General features: G+C 70.6%; 14 protein-coding genes and 1 pseudogene. 14 read left to right on the top strand and 1 reads right to left on the bottom strand.

What is annotated here, in order from left to right:
- The 6 genes from AOK15_RS03785 to AOK15_RS03810 form a co-directional block, all read left to right on the top strand.
- The coding region (locus tag AOK15_RS03785; RefSeq protein WP_167738786.1) for a CGNR zinc finger domain-containing protein at positions 1 to 286 on the top strand (286 nt) is incomplete at its 5' end.
- A gap of 321 nt (positions 287 to 607) precedes the next feature.
- A complete protein-coding gene (locus AOK15_RS03790) occupies positions 608 to 1,183 on the top strand; it encodes a sigma-70 family RNA polymerase sigma factor (RefSeq protein WP_079049401.1) in 576 nt (191 codons plus the stop codon).
- A 29-nt stretch (positions 1,184 to 1,212) separates the two neighbouring features.
- Entirely contained in the window at positions 1,213 to 2,004 is a 792-nt protein-coding gene (locus AOK15_RS03795) for a zf-HC2 domain-containing protein (RefSeq protein ID WP_185093713.1), read from the top strand.
- A gap of 116 nt (positions 2,005 to 2,120) precedes the next feature.
- Positions 2,121 to 4,418, top strand: coding sequence for a HelD family protein (locus tag AOK15_RS03800; protein WP_055512721.1), 2,298 nt, complete (start codon positions 2,121 to 2,123; stop codon positions 4,416 to 4,418).
- Between the two features lie 353 nt (positions 4,419 to 4,771).
- Positions 4,772 to 6,187: an NAD-dependent malic enzyme gene (locus AOK15_RS03805; protein WP_055512723.1), complete on the top strand. Its 1,416-nt coding sequence runs from the start codon at positions 4,772 to 4,774 to the stop codon at positions 6,185 to 6,187.
- Between the two features lie 317 nt (positions 6,188 to 6,504).
- Positions 6,505 to 6,786, top strand: coding sequence for an HU family DNA-binding protein (locus AOK15_RS03810; RefSeq protein ID WP_055512725.1), 282 nt, complete (start codon positions 6,505 to 6,507; stop codon positions 6,784 to 6,786).
- A gap of 125 nt (positions 6,787 to 6,911) precedes the next feature.
- On the opposite strand, the gene murA is transcribed toward AOK15_RS03810, so the two are convergent.
- Entirely contained in the window at positions 6,912 to 8,258 is a 1,347-nt protein-coding gene (gene murA / locus AOK15_RS03815; RefSeq protein ID WP_055512727.1) for a UDP-N-acetylglucosamine 1-carboxyvinyltransferase, read from the bottom strand.
- 312 nt (positions 8,259 to 8,570) lie between these two features.
- On the opposite strand from murA, the gene AOK15_RS03820 reads away from it, so the two are divergent.
- From AOK15_RS03820 to AOK15_RS43560, 8 genes and pseudogenes are all read left to right on the top strand, one after another.
- Positions 8,571 to 9,143: a YqgE/AlgH family protein gene (locus tag AOK15_RS03820; RefSeq protein ID WP_055512729.1), complete on the top strand. Its 573-nt coding sequence runs from the start codon at positions 8,571 to 8,573 to the stop codon at positions 9,141 to 9,143.
- Between the two features lie 29 nt (positions 9,144 to 9,172).
- Entirely contained in the window at positions 9,173 to 9,457 is a 285-nt protein-coding gene (locus AOK15_RS03825) for a DUF3039 domain-containing protein (protein WP_079049583.1), read from the top strand.
- Between the two features lie 420 nt (positions 9,458 to 9,877).
- Positions 9,878 to 11,179: an extracellular solute-binding protein gene (locus AOK15_RS03830; RefSeq protein WP_055512733.1), complete on the top strand. Its 1,302-nt coding sequence runs from the start codon at positions 9,878 to 9,880 to the stop codon at positions 11,177 to 11,179.
- Between the two features lie 5 nt (positions 11,180 to 11,184).
- Positions 11,185 to 12,147, top strand: coding sequence for a carbohydrate ABC transporter permease (locus tag AOK15_RS03835; RefSeq protein ID WP_420876849.1), 963 nt, complete (start codon positions 11,185 to 11,187; stop codon positions 12,145 to 12,147).
- On the top strand, positions 12,144 to 12,995 hold the full coding sequence (locus tag AOK15_RS03840; protein ID WP_055512736.1) for a carbohydrate ABC transporter permease: 852 nt from the start codon (positions 12,144 to 12,146) through the stop codon (positions 12,993 to 12,995). The genes AOK15_RS03835 and AOK15_RS03840 overlap by 4 nt, the downstream gene beginning before the upstream one ends.
- 1 nt (position 12,996) lies before the next feature.
- Positions 12,997 to 14,643, top strand: a complete 1,647-nt coding sequence (locus AOK15_RS03845) for a beta-N-acetylhexosaminidase (RefSeq protein ID WP_420876850.1) — start codon at positions 12,997 to 12,999, stop codon at positions 14,641 to 14,643.
- Positions 14,644 to 15,034: 391 nt separating this feature from the next.
- Positions 15,035 to 15,928, top strand: coding sequence for an FAD binding domain-containing protein (locus tag AOK15_RS03850; protein WP_055512741.1), 894 nt, complete (start codon positions 15,035 to 15,037; stop codon positions 15,926 to 15,928).
- Positions 15,925 to 16,578 (top strand): annotated as a pseudogene (locus AOK15_RS43560) (hypothetical protein); the annotation flags it as partial. The gene AOK15_RS03850 and the pseudogene AOK15_RS43560, both read left to right, overlap by 4 nt.

A 16,578-nucleotide genomic window follows, 5' to 3' on the forward strand; every position in this document is an offset into this window, starting at 1 on the left:
CCCCGCCCCCCGAGCCGTCCGCACGGACACCGGCGTCCTCACCCGCGCCCTCGCGCACACCCCCGACCGTGCCGCCCTCCTCGCCGTCGTCGCCCGCGACACCGTCGAGTTGCTCACCGACCCCGTCGCCTGCGCGAGCCTGCGCCAGTGCGCCGGCGACAACTGCCCCCTCGTGTACGTCGACACGTCCCGGGGCCGACGCCGCCGCTGGTGCTCCAGCGAGATCTGCGGCAATCGCGAACGCGTGGCCCGGCATCGCCGCCGCGCGGCCGTTTCACGCGCGTAGACCACGCACCTTCCGCCCCGTTTACCGCCGCTTGGCGATGGATTGCCCATGTCCCCTGCATCGCCTAGCAGTTGGGCAACCGGCCCACTCGCGTAAAGAAGCAGCAGTGCTGTTTTTCACACCGCGAGGTCCACATCTTCACAATTCCCGCCCTCCGGCGCAGGTTTTGAAGCTGATTTAGCCGCGCTTGTCCCTCAGGAGCCCCACCAACCCCGCGTTTAATCGAGAAAGTTGTGGCTCAACTCTGAACACACACCTGGTTACCTACGTATCCCGATGTGAGCGACCGACTGGGGGAACCCCCGGACACCGGAGGTAGCCGTGCGCAAGGATTCCGCTGTGGCCGATGACCGCCCGCACAGGGCACGACATCGCGCATCACAGCCCTCAGAGCCAGACGAGGAGCTGATGCGCGCGCTGTACCGCGAGCATGCTGGACCCTTGCTCGCGTACGTGCTGCGTCTGGTCGCGGGCGACCGCCAACGCGCCGAGGACGTTGTGCAGGAAACTCTCATCAGGGCCTGGAAGAACGCCGGTCAGCTCAATCGAGCGACCGGATCGGTACGCCCCTGGCTGGTGACGGTCGCACGCCGCATCGTCATCGACGGCCACCGCAGCCGGCAGGCCCGGCCGCAGGAGGTCGACCCGTCGCCGCTGGAGGTCATCCCCGCGGAGGACGAGATCGACAAGGCGTTGTGGCTGATGACACTGTCGGACGCGCTGGACGACCTGACCCCTGCCCACAGGGAAGTCCTGGTCGAGACCTATTTCAAAGGGCGTACGGTCAATGAGGCGGCCGAGACGCTTGGCATCCCCAGTGGAACCGTCCGCTCCCGGGTGTTCTACGCCCTGCGGTCGATGAAGCTGGCTCTGGAGGAGCGCGGGGTGACGGCATGAGCAACATCTACGGGGGGTATGGACCGGGAATGCCCGGGTCTGTGCAAGGAGCCCAAGGTTCCGGCGACAACATCCACGAAACCGTCGGCGCGTACGCCCTCGGGATACTGGACGACGCCGAGGCCACACAATTCGAGGCCCATCTCGCCACGTGCGAATGGTGCGGTCAGCAGCTCGACGAGCTGGCCGGCATGGAACCGATGCTGGCCGCCCTCGCCGATCTGCCCGCGGCCCAGGGGACACCGGCGATCGGTGAGTCCCTGGCGGCGAAACCGAGCACGAAGCTCTCGGACCGGCTGGTCGGCGAGGTCGTCCAGCACCGGGCCAAGAAGAGCCGGCGCAACTTCTTCATGCTGGCGGCCGGTATCGCGGCGATCATCGCGGGTCCCACCGCGGTGTTCGCGACGGCCGGTGGTGGCGAGGACGACAAGTCGGCCACACCGCTGGCCGCCAACCCGGCAAAGGACGCCTTCATGGGGATCGCGTCCGCGGACAAGGTCTCGTCCACGGACGCGTCCAGCCAGGTCAGAGCGACGGTCGCCACCCAGGAGAAGGCGTGGGGAACCCACGCCGTCCTGGAGCTGAAGAACGTCAAGGGCCCGGAGAAGTGCTCGCTGATCGCCGTCGGCAAGAACGGCGAGCGGGAGACGGTCACCTCCTGGTCCGTCCCGACCTGGGGTTACGGCATCAAGGGCGCCAAGACGGAGCAGGCGAAGAACCCGCTCTACGTCGAGGGCGGCGCCGCCTTCACCCCGGACGAGATCGACCACTTCGAGGTCCTGACCTTCTCCGGCAAGAAGCTGGTCCAGGTCGAGGCGTAACCGACCGGTGCCCCGCGTCCCCCCGTCTTTCGGGGGCGCGGGGCACCGGCTGTTCCCCCCGGGGGCTACCGTCGCGTACGGTGGACGGCTGCCCAGCACGTCAGAAGGGGGCCCGGGTGGCCGCTCAGGTTCAGCAGGAAACGCTCGACTCCGCTCACGACTCCGTCCGTGAGCGGGAGATCGGCGTGGAACAGGAACATCTGGACCGGGTGTACCGGCGTCTCGAGGAGAAGATCCACGAGGCGGAGTTCCTGATGAACGACGCGGCGAAGCGCGGCCAGGTCGGCACCCCCGGCGCGCTCGCCGAGCGGGATGCCCAGGTCTTCCGTGCGGGCATCCATCTGAACCGTCTGAACAACGAGTTCGAGGACTTCCTCTTCGGCCGTATCGACCTCCTCCTCGGCAAGGACGGCAAGAAGGGTCCGGACGGCGCGTACACCGCCGTCGAGCCCGCCGAGGGCGCGGTCCGCCCCGACAACACCGCCGACATCGCCGAGACCCTGCACATCGGCCGTATCGGTGTCCTCGACTCCGAGTACGCGCCGCTGGTCATCGACTGGCGGGCCCCCGCCGCCGCCCCCTTCTACCGCTCGACCCCCGTCGACCCCGGCCGGGTCGTCCGCCGCCGCGTCATCCGCTCCAAGGGGCGCAAGGTGCTCGGCGTCGAGGACGACCTGATGCGCCCCGAGCTGACGGCGCGCCTCGACGGCCACGAGCTGCCCGTCATCGGCGACGGCGCCCTGATGGCCGCCCTCGGCCAGGCCCGCAGCCACACCATGCGGGACATCGTCGCCTCCATCCAGGCCGAGCAGGACCTGGTGATCCGCGCCCCCGCCGCCTCCGTGACGTACGTCGAGGGCGGGCCCGGCACCGGCAAGACGGCCGTCGCCCTGCACCGCGCCGCGTACCTCCTCTACCAGGACCGGCGCCGGTACGCGGGCGGCATCCTCATCGTCTCCCCGACCCCGCTGCTCGTCGCGTACACCGAGGGCGTCCTGCCCTCGCTCGGCGAGGAGGGCCAGGTCGCCATCCGCGCCATCGGCTCCCTCGTCGACGGCGCGGAGGCCACCCTGTACGACTCCCCGGCCGTGGCCCGTGCCAAGGGCTCGTACCGCATGCTCAAGGTGTTGCGGAAGGCCGCCCGGGGCGCGCTGGAGCGGAGCGACGCGCCCACCCGGCTGCGTGTCGTCGCCTTCGGCCGGCGGCTGGAGCTGGAGGCCGAGGAACTGGACCGCGTCCGCCGCAACGCGCTCGGCGGAACCGCCCCCGTCAACCTGCTGCGCCCCCGTGCCCGCAAGCTCCTCCTCGACGCGCTGTGGGACCGGTCGGGTGCCGCGGGACGGCACACGGACCCCGAACTCGCCGCCGAGCTCCGCTCCTCCTTCGACGAGGACATCACCAGCGAGGACGACTTCATCGCCTTCCTCGACGCCTGGTGGCCCGAGCTGACGCCCCGCGCGGTCCTCACCGCCATGGCCGACGAGCGCCGCCTCGGCCGCTGGGCCCGGCGCATCCTCAACCCCGGCGAGGTCCGCCGGGTCGCCCGCTCCCTCAAGCGGGACGGCCTCTCCGTCCACGACGTCGCCGTGCTCGACGAGCTCCAGGCGATCCTCGGCGTGCCCGCCCGCCCCCGCAAGAAGCGCGATCTCGACCCGCTCGACCAGCTCTCGGGCCTGGAGGAGCTGATGCCCGTGCGGGAGGAGACCCAGCGCGAACGCGCCGAGCGGCTGGCCCAGGAACGCACCGAGTACGCGCACATCATCGTCGACGAGGCGCAGGACCTGACCCCGATGCAGTGGCGCATGGTGGGCCGCCGCGGCCGCCACGCCACCTGGACGGTCGTGGGCGACCCCGCCCAGTCCTCCTGGTCCGACCCCGACGAGGCGGCCGAGGCCCGCGACGAGGCGCTGGGCAGCCGCCCGCGCCGCCGATTCACCCTCACCGTCAACTACCGCAACCCGGCCGAGATCGCCGAACTGGCGGCGAAGGTGCTTGCGCTGGCGATGCCGGGCTCCGAATCCCCGTCCGCGGTCCGCTCCACCGGCGTCGAGCCCCGCTTCGTCACCGCCCAGCGCGACACCCTGGCCCGCACGGTCCGCGCGGAGGCCGCGCGGCTGCTGGACCTCGTCGACGGCACCGTCGGCGTGGTCGTCGCGATGAACCGCCGTGAGGAGGCCGCGCGCTGGCTGGCCGGCCTGGGCGACCGCGTCGTCGCCCTCGGCAGCCTGGAGGCGAAGGGCCTGGAGTACGACGCGACGGTGGTCGTCTCCCCGGCGGAGATCGCCGACGAGTCCCCGGCGGGCCTGCGAGTCCTGTACGTGGCCCTGACGAGGGCGACCCAGCAGCTGACGGTGGTCTCGGCGGAGAGGGACGACCCCGACGCCCACGGCATCCCCGACCTGTTGCGGGACTGAGGGGGTAGTCGGTCGGCTGCGGGCAACCACACCTCGCCCGCACCCGCCGACGCATCAGCAACTCCCCGAGTCGTCAGGCGCCTGTTAACCTGAGTACGGCACCGGCTCGATCCAAGCCCCCGGGCCCAACCTTCGTCGCTCAGAGCGACCACTTGCCGCGAGGCGAGCATGGCGGGTCGGTGCCACCTAGACGCGATTGGTAGGCGAGAGGTCCACGTCCCTGTGACGTGGACCTCTTTCTGTTGAGAACAAAACGTTCAGAACTCCGCCGGGCTAACGCCTACTCGGTGGTAGGTGCGACGATCGGACGGCAAAACGCACCAACGCAGTAGCGAAAGCAGAGGAAGTCGGCCATGGCAACGGCGCCCAGCGTCTCCTACTCGATGACGGTCCGCCTGGAGGTGCCCGCGAGCGGAACCGCGGTCTCCCAGCTCACCACGGCCGTCGAGTCCCACGGAGGCTCGGTGACCGGCCTCGACGTGACCGCATCCGGCCACGAGAAGCTCCGCATCGACGTCACCATCGCGGCCACCTCCACCGCGCACGCCGACGAGATCGTGGAGCAGCTGCGTGACATCGAGGGCGTGACGCTCGGCAAGGTCTCCGACCGTACGTTCCTGATGCACCTCGGCGGCAAGATCGAGATGGCGTCGAAGCACCCCATCCGCAACCGTGACGACCTCTCGATGATCTACACGCCCGGTGTGGCCCGCGTCTGCATGGCGATCGCCGAGAACCCCGAGGACGCCCGCCGCCTCACCATCAAGCGCAACTCCGTTGCGGTCGTGACGGACGGCTCCGCCGTCCTCGGCCTCGGCAATATCGGCCCCAAGGCCGCGCTGCCCGTCATGGAGGGCAAGGCGGCCCTCTTCAAGCGGTTCGCCGGCATCGACGCCTGGCCGCTCTGCCTCGACACCCAGGACACCGACGCGATCGTCGAGATCGTCAAGGCGATCGCCCCCGGCTTCGCGGGCATCAACCTGGAGGACATCTCCGCGCCCCGCTGCTTCGAGATCGAGGCCCGGCTGCGCGAGGCCCTCGACATCCCCGTCTTCCACGACGACCAGCACGGCACCGCGATCGTCGTGCTCGCCGCCCTCACCAACGCACTTCGTGTGGCGGGCAAGGGGATCGGCGACATCCGCGTCGTCATGTCCGGCGCCGGCGCGGCCGGTACGGCCATCCTCAAGCTGCTCATCGCCGCCGGTGTGAAGAACGCCGTCGTCGCCGACATCCACGGTGTCGTGCACTGCGACCGCGCGGACCTGGTCGACGCCGCCGCCGACTCCCCGCTGCGCTGGATCGCCGACAACACCAACCCCGAGGGCCTCACCGGCACGCTGAAGGAGGCCGTGCGCGACGCGGACGTCTTCATCGGCGTCTCCGCCCCGAACGTCCTCGACGGCGATGACGTGGCCGCCATGGCCGACAACGCGATCGTGTTCGCGCTCGCGAACCCGGACCCCGAGGTCGACCCCGCCGTGGCCCGTCAGACGGCGGCCGTCGTGGCCACCGGCCGCTCCGACTTCCCGAACCAGATCAACAACGTGCTGGTCTTTCCGGGTGTCTTCCGCGGGCTCCTCGACGCCCAGTCCCGCACCGTCAACACGGAGATGATGATCGCCGCCGCGAAGGCCCTGGCCGACGTCGTCACCGAGGACGAGCTGAACCCGAACTACATCATCCCGAGCGTCTTCAACGACAAGGTCGCGGGAGCGGTCGCCGGCGCGGTCCGTGAGGCCGCGAAGGCCGCCGGCGCCACGGCCTGACCCCGGTCGCGGGGGGCCCGAAGGCGGCTCCGGCCGACTGTGACGGTCACCACGATGGGCCCGGATCCCGGCGCGTCGCGGGGGTCCGGGCCGTACGTACGCCTAGGGTGGCGGCCAGTCCGCCGTCGTGGCGGGCCGAGCGGGACCGGCGTGGACATGGCGCTTTTCGTGTGACTCCCATGGGTGTTCGTGTGACTCCCAAGGGTGCCGGATTGGCTTTCCCGCCGCAGGTGAGTGCAGGATGCGTCCCTGGGCGCGAGGGTCTGACGACGGACCCGGGTCCGCCTCAACGGCAAGAAGAACACGGGAGTAAGAACATGAACCGCAGTGAGCTGGTGGCCGCGCTGGCCGACCGCGCCGAGGTGACCCGCAAGGACGCCGACGCCGTGCTGGCCGCGTTCGCCGACGTCGTCGGTGACATCGTCTCCAAGGGCGACGAGAAGGTCACCATCCCCGGTTTCCTGACCTTCGAGCGCACCCACCGTGCCGCTCGCACCGCGCGCAACCCGCAGACCGGCGACCCGATCCAGATCCCCGCCGGCTACAGCGTCAAGGTCTCCGCGGGCAGCAAGCTCAAGGAAGCCGCCAAGGGCAAGTGATCCCGCCGCCCGTATGCCGCACGGCGGCGTACGAGGCCCGGTAACGCCAGTGGGGCGGCCTCCCGGACCGGGAGGCCGCCCCACAGGCGTTTCTCGGGCAGCGCCTCAGCCCGACGGCCGGTGTGTCAGCCGAGGGCCTTGCCCGGCAGTTCCACCTTCGCGCCGAGCTCCATGAGCTTCTCCATGAAGTTCTCGTAGCCGCGGTTGATGAGGTCGATGCCGTGGACGCGGGACGTGCCCTGGGCGGCGAGGGCCGCGATCAGGTACGAGAAGCCGCCGCGGAGGTCGGGGATGACCAGGTCGGCGCCCTGGAGCTTCGTCGGGCCCGACACGACCGCGGAGTGCAGGAAGTTCCGCTGGCCGAAGCGGCAGTTGGAGCCGCCGAGGCACTCGCGGTAGAGCTGGATGTGCGCGCCCATCTGGTTCAGCGCGGACGTGAAGCCCAGCCGGGACTCGTAGACCGTCTCGTGGATGATCGACAGACCCGTGGCCTGCGTCAGGGCCACCACCAGCGGCTGCTGCCAGTCGGTCTGGAAACCGGGGTGGACGTCCGTCTCCAGGGCGATCGACTTCAGCTGGCCGCCGGGGTGCCAGAAGCGGATGCCCTCGTCGTCGATCTCGAACGCGCCACCCACCTTCCGGTAGGTGTTCAGGAACGTCATCATCGAACGCTGCTGGGCGCCCCGGACGTAGATGTCACCCTCCGTCGCCAGTGCGGCGGACGCCCAGGAGGCGGCCTCCAGACGGTCCGGGAGGGCCTTGTGGGTGTAGCCGCCGAGCGAGTCCACACCGGTGATGCGGATCGTGCGGTCGGTGTCCATCGCGATGATGGAGCCCATCTTCTGCAGGACGCAGATGAGGTCCTCGATCTCCGGCTCGATCGCCGCGTTCGACAGCTCCGTCACGCCCTCCGCGAGGACGGCCGTGAGCAGCACCTGCTCGGTCGCGCCGACCGACGGGTACGGCAGCCGGATCTTCGTACCGCGCAGCCGCCGCGGGGCCTCCAGGTACTGGCCGTCCTCCCGCTTCTCGATCTTCGCGCCGAACTGCCGGAGCACCTCGAAGTGGAAGTCGATCGGCCGGCCGCCTATGTCGCAGCCGCCGAGACCGGGGATGAAGGCGTGGCCGATCCGGTGCAGCAGCGGGCCGCAGAACAGGATCGGGATGCGCGAGGAGCCCGCGTGGGCGTCGATGTCGGCGACGTTCGCGCTCTCCACGTTCGTCGGGTCCATCACCAGCTCGCCCGGTTCGTCCCCCGGACGGACCGTTACGCCGTGCAGCTGAAGCAGCCCGCGCACCACCCGCACGTCGCGGATGTCGGGGACGTTGCGCAGCCGGCTCGGACCACTGCCGAGCAGCGCGGCGACCATGGCCTTGGGTACGAGGTTCTTCGCACCGCGGACACGGATCTCGCCACTGAGCGGGGTGCCGCCGTGTACAAGCAGTACGTCGTCAGAGCCGTTGACGGTCATGAATCTCGCGTTCCGTGGAGTAGGGCAGAGGGCGTTACGGCGTGGGGGACCGACCGGTTTTCCCGTTGTGCGGGAGCCGTTTCGGCGTGGGCCGGAAGGGCTAGCGTAAACGCCGCCCACCCCCCTTCCGTAAGCCCGAGTACTTCTCAGCCACGTCATGAGTTCGCCACAACACGAACCGTCCACGGACGGGCACATGGGGTCACCGAACCGGCTGTGCGCGGGGTCCGCACCGGTGCGCCCTGAGCTGCGTTCACTCCGCTCCCGGGATTGGCTCCCCGCGCACGGGCAGGATGCGGGATCATGTCTGGCATGACCGAGGTGTCCTCGCTCACAGGGCGGCTGCTCGTGGCCACGCCCGCCCTGGCGGACCCGAACTTCGACCGCGCTGTGGTGCTGCTCCTCGACCACGACGAGGAGGGCTCGCTCGGGGTGGTCCTCAACCGCCCCACCCCGGTGGACGTCGGGGACATCCTGGAGGGCTGGGCGGAACTCGCCGGCGAACCCGGGGTCGTCTTCCAGGGCGGCCCGGTGTCCCTGGACTCGGCGCTCGGTGTCGCGGTGATACCCGGCGGCGGCCCCGTCGACCGGGCCCCGCTCGGCTGGCGGCGCGTCCACGGCGCGATCGGGCTCGTCGACCTGGAGGCCCCGCCGGAACTCCTCGCCTCGGCGCTCGGCTCGCTGCGCATCTTCGCCGGCTACGCGGGCTGGGGCCCCGGCCAGTTGGAGGACGAACTGGTCGAGGGCGCCTGGTACGTCGTCGAGTCGGAACCCGGCGACGTGTCGTCCCCCTCGCCCGAACGGCTCTGGCGGGAGGTCCTGCGCCGCCAGCGCAGCGAACTCGCGATGGTGGCCACGTACCCCGACGACCCTTCGCTCAACTGATGCGCGTGAGCCCCAGTACCCTTGGCGGCATGAGCACTCTTGAGCCCGAGCGCGGTACTGGTACGGGGACCCTCGTCGAGCCGACGCCGCAGGTGTCGCACGGCGACGGTGACCACGAGCGCTTCGCCCACTACGTCCAGAAGGACAAGATCATGGCGAGCGCGCTCGACGGCACGCCCGTCGTGGCGTTGTGCGGGAAGGTGTGGGTACCGGGTCGCGACCCGAAGAAGTACCCCGTGTGCCCCATGTGCAAGGAGATCTTCGACTCGCTCGGTGCGGGTGGCGGGGACGACGACGGCGGCGGCAAGAAGTAGCGGCCGGATCATGTGACCGCGGTACCCCGGAAGCGGGTACCGCGGTCTTTGCTGCGCCGGGCGCCCAGTAGCTAGGGGGCGCGCTGGTTGTGCGGCGGGTGCGGGTGAGTGGGGGCTTGTCGCGCAGTTCCCCGCGCCCCTGAAAAGCGGCCGGGGCTGCGGCCCGTGCTTTTCATGAAGGGTCGGCCGTAGGCCCATGCCTTCAGGGGCGCGGGGAACTGCGCGAGAAACCACGAACCACCCGCAGTCGCCGACGAACCCGCGCCCCCGAGCCATCAGGCGCCCTCTCTTGGTCACAACTGGTCGAGACCTCTTGTGGTCATGTTCATGTACTCCATAGCCTCCGGTGTGTTGTAGAGAGCAGAACGCCTGTTGCAGAGAATGCAACGCTCCGCACCCCCCTCCGGAGGACCCCGCGCCATGAAGCTCGCCGCCCGACTCGTCGCCCCCATCGCGGCCCTCGCTCTCGCGGGGCTCACCGCCTGCGCTCCCGGGACGTCCGACAACTCGTCCGCAGCGAAGGACGACAGGACCGGCACCCTGCGGCTGTGGCTCTTCCGGGAGGTGAGCAACGAGCCGAAGGAGAAGGTCGTCGACCAGGTCGTCGCCGCCTTCGAGAAGGCGCACGACGGCGCGAAGGTCAAGGTCGAGTACATCCCCGTCGAGACCCGCGCCGAGCGCATGAAGGCCGCCTTCAACGACCCGAAGAGCGCCCCCGACGTCATCGAGTACGGCAACACGGACACCGCCGGCTACGTCAAGGACGGCGGACTCGCCGACGTCACCACGGAGTTCAACGGCTGGGCCGACTCCAAGGACTCCGACCCGACCGCCAGGACCTCCGTCACCGTCGACGGCAAGGTCTACGGCGCGCCCTTCTTCGTCGGCGTCCGTGCCCTCTACTACCGCACGGACGTCTTCGAGGAACTCGGTCTGGAACCCCCGAAGACCCTGGACGAGCTGACGACCGCCGCCCAGCGGATCCGCGCGGCCAGGCCCGAGCTGTACGGGCTGGTCGTCGGCGGCGCGTACACCTACGGCGCGATGCCCTTCGTCTGGGCCAACGGCGGCGAGATAGCCGAGGGCCGGGGCGGCTCGTACGCCTCCACCATCGACAGTGACGCCGCCCGCAAGGGCATCGAGACGTACACCTCGCTGTTCGGCGATGACAACTGCCCCGCTGCCAAGTGCGCGGGCATGGGCGGCAACGACACCGTCACCGCGTTCGCCGCGGGCAAGGCCGGCATGGCCATCGGCGGTGACTTCAGCCACGCCGCCGTGGAGGCGGGGAAGGTCAAGGGCAAGTACGCGGTCGTACCACTCCCGGGGGTGAAGTCCGGTTCGGTGGCGCCGGCGTTCGCGGGCGGCAACAACATCGGCGTACTCAGGAGCACCACGCACCGCACGCTCGCCGTCGACCTCATGAAGCGGCTCGCGTCCAAGCGGACCCAGGGCGCGCTCTTCGACGCGATGGGCTTCCTGCCGACGTACACCGACGTCCGGGCCGAGGCGGCGAAGAAGGAGCCGTTCATCGAGCCGTTCGTGAAGACGCTGGCCTCGGGGACCAGGTTCGTGCCGGTCTCGCCCGCGTGGGCCCGGATCGACGCGTCCCTCGTGCTGCCGACGATGTTCCAGGAGGTCGTCAGCGGCAAGAAGGACGTGGACGAGGCGTCCGAGGACGCGGCGGACCGGATGAACGACGCGTTCAGCTCCGTCGGGTGACGCTGGTGCCCACCAGCCCGGCCGGCACGGCGCGTTCGCGGGTGCGAGGCGGTCCCGCCGCCCCGCGCCCCCGTGCCCGGCCGCGGTCGCGGGGCGCCGCGGCCTGGACTCCCTGGCTCTATCTCGCCCCCGCGCTGATCGTGCTCGGCGCGCTGCTCGTCTATCCCGTCGGCCAGCTCGGCCTGATCTCCCTGCTGGAGTACACCCAGGCGCAGGTCAGCGGCGGCGAACCGACCTCCTTCCGGGGGGTCGGGAACTACGCCGAACTCTTCGCGGACGCCCAGTTCTGGCAGGTGCTGCTGGCCACCGTCGGCTTCGCCACGGCCTGTGTGGTGTCCACGCTGGCCGTCGGCTGCGCCCTGGCCGTGCTGCTGACCCGGGTGCGGGCCGTGCCGCGGCTGGCGCTGATGCTGGCCGCGCTGGGCGCGTGGGCGACCCCGGCGGTCACCGGCTCGACCGTGTGGCTGCTGCTGTTCGACCCCGACTTCGGCCCCGTCAACCGGGTGCTCGGGCTGGGCGACCACTCGTGGACGTACGGGCGGTACAGCGCCTTCTTCCTCGTCCTGCTGGAAGTGGTGTGGTGCTCCTTCCCGTTCGTGATGGTCACGGTCTACGCGGGCATCCGGGCCGTCCCGTCCGAGGTCCTGGAGGCGGCGGCCCTCGACGGGGCCTCGCAGTGGCGGATCTGGCGGTCGGTGCTCGCCCCGATGCTCCGCCCGATCCTCGTCGTCGTCACCATTCAGTCGATCATCTGGGACTTCAAGGTCTTCACCCAGATCTATGTGATGACGGGCGGCGGCGGTATCGCCGGCCAGAACCTCGTACTGAACGTGTATGCCTACCAAAAGGCGTTCGCCGCCTCCGAGTACAGCCTCGGCTCGGCGATCGGCGTGGTGATGCTGCTGATTCTGCTGGCGATCACCCTGGTGTATTTGCGGCTGCTCCGCGGACAGGGGGAGGAGCTGTGAATTCGACGGGATTCCGGTGGCGGCCGAGGCGGCCCCGGCGGCTCGTAGCGGAGGCGTCCGCGCTGGTCATCGCGGCCGTGGTGGCGTTCCCGTTGTACTGGATGGCGTTGAGCGCCGTCAGACCGGCGGGGGAGATCGAGTCGGCCGAGGCCCGGCCCTGGACCCTCGCGCCGACACTGGATTCCTTCCGCCGGGTCCTCGGGCAGCAGGAATTCGGCCGCTACTTCCTCAACAGCCTGGTCGTCGCCTGCGCCGTGGTGATCGCCTCCGCGCTGATCGCGTTTCTCGCGGCGACGGCGGTGACCCGATTCCGCTTCCGTTTCCGGACCACCTTGTTGATCATGTTCCTGATCGCCCAGATGGTGCCCGTGGAGGCGCTCACCATCCCCTTGTTCTTCCTGATGCGGGACGCCGGTCAACTCAACACCCTGGGCGCGCTGATCCTGCCCCACATCGCCTTCTCCCTGCCCTTCGCGATCTGGATGCTGAGGGGCTTTGTGAAGGCCGTACCGGAGTCCCTGGAGGAGGCCGCCCAGCTCGACGGGGCGAGCCGTTCCCGATTCCTGTGGCAGATCCTTTTCCCGCTCGTCCTGCCGGGGCTGGTCGCCACCAGCGTCTTCTCCTTCATCTCGACCTGGAACGACTTCCTGTTCGCCAAGTCCTTCATCATCAGCGACACCTCCCGGTCGACGTTGCCGATGGCCCTGCTCGTCTACTTCAAGCCGGAAGAACCCGACTGGGGTGGCGTGATGGCGGCGTCCACGGTGATGACGATTCCGGTGCTGGTCTTCTTCGTACTCGTCCAGCGACGGCTGGTCTCCGGACTGGGCGGAGCGGTCAAGGAGTGACATGACAGAAAGTGGCATGACGGAACTCGACGGAACGGAACTGATTCCGGCGCCCCGGCGCCTCTTCTGGAACCACCCGGGCCTGGGTCGCCTGGACGAGGAGACGCGGCTGGTGGCCGGTCCCGGTACCGAGGGCGTCGCGCGCTGGCTGCGGGCGACGGTCGGCGCCGCGACCGGTTACGCCCTCGCGGAGGACGACGGGGCCGGACCCCGGCTCACCCTGGGCATCGCGCCGGACCTGCCGCCGGAGGGCTACCGCCTGCTCATCGGCAGCGCCGACCACCTCATCCAGGGCGGCAGCGCGGCAGGCGTCTTCTGGGGCGCGCAGACCTTCCGGCAGTTGCTCGGGCCCGACGCCCACCGGCGGGCCCCCCTGCGTCCCGACCGGGACTGGGACCTTCCCGAGATCACCGTGGAGGACGCCCCCCGCTTCGCCTGGCGCGGCCTGATGCTCGATGTGGCCCGGCACTTCCTGCCCAAGGACCAGGTGCTGCGCTATCTCGATCTGATGGCCGCGCACAAACTCAACGTCCTCCACTTCCACTTGACGGACGACCAGGGATGGCGGGTCGAGATCGAGCGATACCCGAGGCTGACGGAGGTCGGCTCCTGGCGGGCCCGTACGAAATTCGGTCATAGGGCGTCACCACTGTGGGAGGAGAAACCGCACGGCGGTCACTACACGCGGGACGACCTCCGCGAGATCGTCGCCTACGCCACCGAACGGCATATCACCGTGGTCCCCGAGATCGACATCCCGGGACACAGCCAGGCCGCGATCGCGGCGTATCCGGAACTGGGCAACACCGATGTCGTCGACACGGCCTCCCTCACCGTCTGGGACACCTGGGGCATCAACGAGAACGTCCTCGCCCCCACGGACGACACCCTGCGCTTCTACGAAGGGGTCCTGGAGGAAGTCCTGGAACTCTTTCCCTCGACGTTCGTGCACATCGGCGGCGACGAGTGCGTCAAGGACCAGTGGAAGCGTTCGGCCACCGCGCAGGCGCGCATCCGGGAGCTCGGACTCACGGACGAGGACGGCCTGCAGTCTTGGTTCGTCCGGCACTTCGACAACTGGCTGACGGCGCGCGGGCGTCGCCTGATCGGATGGGACGAGATCCTGCAGGGCGGCCTCGCGCCGGGTGCGGCCGTGTCGTCCTGGCGGGGCTACGCGGGCGGCGTCACGGCTGCCCGCGCGGGCCACGACGTGGTCATGTGCCCCGAGCAGCACGTGTACCTGGACCACCGTCAGCACGACGGCCCGGACGAACCGGTCCCGATCGGCTATGTGCGCACCCTGGAGGACGTCTTCCGGTTCGAGCCGGTTCCGTCGGAGTTGACGCCCGAGGAGGCACGGCACGTGCTGGGCACCCAGGCCAATGTGTGGACCGAGGTGATGGAGGACCCCGCGCGCGTGGACTACCAGGCGTTCCCGCGGCTCGCGGCCTTCGCCGAGGTGGCCTGGAGCCGCCTGCCCGCGCCCGCCGAACGGGACTTCGCCGACTTCGAGCGGCGGATGACCTACCACTATCGCCGACTTGACGCCCTGGGGGTCGGTTATCGGCCGCCCGGCGGGCCCCGCCCGTGGCAGCGGCGCCCCGGAGTGCTCGGACGCCCGATCGAGGGGGCGCCCCCGAACGTGTGAGGCGGTGGCGCGCACGCGCGTCCGAAAGCCGATGCCCCGAGAGATGGCCCTCACCTGGAACAAGAGGCGCAGGAATCACCGAAGGCCAGCAAAAAGAACCTGGGGGAGATCTCGCACCAAAACGGACCATCCCCGAGGTGAGGTGGGCGAATGCCTCCTAGCGGACCCCCGCGTTCGGGCCTCGCGAGAATGTGCCAGAGTTGCCACGTCCGCCCTGTCAGCACGTACCGTACGGCAACACAGGCGGACCAGGGTCTGTCGTTCGGATCATGCGGGCTTCGGGCAACGGTGCCGGATGATGGCCGGTGAGCGGGGCGCTCAGCGAGCTCCGCCTCCAGGCGTGATCCGTAAGACAGGCCCTACGGTGGGGCAGCGGGAAGGGGCAGCCGGTTTGACCACGCACGCACCGCAGGCGGCGCAGGCCGTGACCCTGCCCGGCTCGCTCGACGAGGCCGTGGCGGCCCTCGCCGCCATGCCCTGGGCGGTTCCGGTGGCGGGCGGCACGGACCTCATGACCGCGGTCAACTCCGGGCAGCTCAGGCCCGCCGCGCTGGTCGGGCTGGGCAGGATCAGCGAGATCCGCGGCTGGCAGTACCAGGACGGACACGCCCTGCTCGGCGCCGGACTGACGCACGCCAGGATGGGGCGCCCGGACTTCGCGGCGCTCATTCCGGCGCTCGCCGCCGCCGCGCGCGCCGCCGGACCGCCGCAGATCCGCAACGCGGGCACCCTCGGCGGCAACATCGCGACGGCCGCCCCCACGGGGGACGCGCTGCCGGTGCTGGCCGCCCTGGAGGCCACGCTGGTCATCGCGGGCCCGGGCGGGGCCCGCCGTGAGATGCCCGTCTCCCATCTGCTGGCCGGCATGGAGATGCTGCGCCCCGGCGAACTGATCGGGTTCGTGCGCGTGCCGCTGCTGCACGCCCCCCAGGTCTTCCTGAAGGCCACCGGGCGGACCGGCCCCGGCCGTGCCGCCGCCTCGGTCGCCCTCGTCCTCGACCCCGCCCGGCGCGGGGTGCGGTGCGCCGTCGGCGCCATAGCGCCGATGCCGCTGCGCCCGCTGGACGCCGAGGCGTGGGTCGCCGGGCTGATCGACTGGGACGGCGAGCGCACCCTGGTCCCCGAGGCGTTGCAGGCCTTCGGCGAGTACGTCGCCGCCGCCTGCATCCCGGACCCGGCCCCCGAGGTCGACGGCTCCGTGCCGCCGCTTCCGCCCGCCGTACTGCACCTGCGGCGCACCGTCGCCGCGCTGGCCCGACGAGCACTGGGGAGGGCGCTGTCGTGACCGACGACCAGCACGGAGAGGGCACCGGGCAGCAGGGGGGCCAGAGCGGCTGGGAGCGACTGCCGCAGGGCGACTACGACGACGGCGCCACCACCTTCGTTCAGCTCCCCGAGGGGGGCATCGACGCGCTGCTCGCCGCCGACAGCCCGCTCGCCGCGCCCGGCCACGGCTATGTGCCGCCGCCCATAGCGGCCAACCCGCCCGCCGCCGGGAGCGACCCGTCCGGCGCGGGCTCCTGGGCCATGCCGGCCGAGGGCACCCAGTGGCACGACCCGAACGCCGGGCAGCAGCAGCCCCCGGCGCAGGACGGGTTCACGTACAACCCCGGCTCGACCGGGCAGTGGACGTTCGAGGAGCCCGCCGCACAGGAAGGCGCCGCCCCCGGTCATGACGTGACCGGCGAGTGGTCGATTCCGGTTGCCGGAGGTGATCTTCCGGACGAATCGGGCGAGTTCAGTACATCGGCCCTGGTCGAGCAGTGGGGCGGCACCCCGCCCGCCACCCTGCCCGGCGGCGCTCTCCTCGGCCTGTGCCGGGGGCGGCGGCGCGGTCCACGCCGTGCCGATCTGCTCCGTCGCCCAGGGCGCGGGGGCGCCGCCGGGCAGGGTGGCGGGCGGGGTGCCGCCCCACTGCTCGACCAGGGCCGATGT

Origin of the sequence: Streptomyces ossamyceticus (assembly GCF_001418475.1) — a bacterium.
GTDB classification, from domain to species: domain Bacteria; phylum Actinomycetota; class Actinomycetes; order Streptomycetales; family Streptomycetaceae; genus Streptomyces; species Streptomyces ossamyceticus.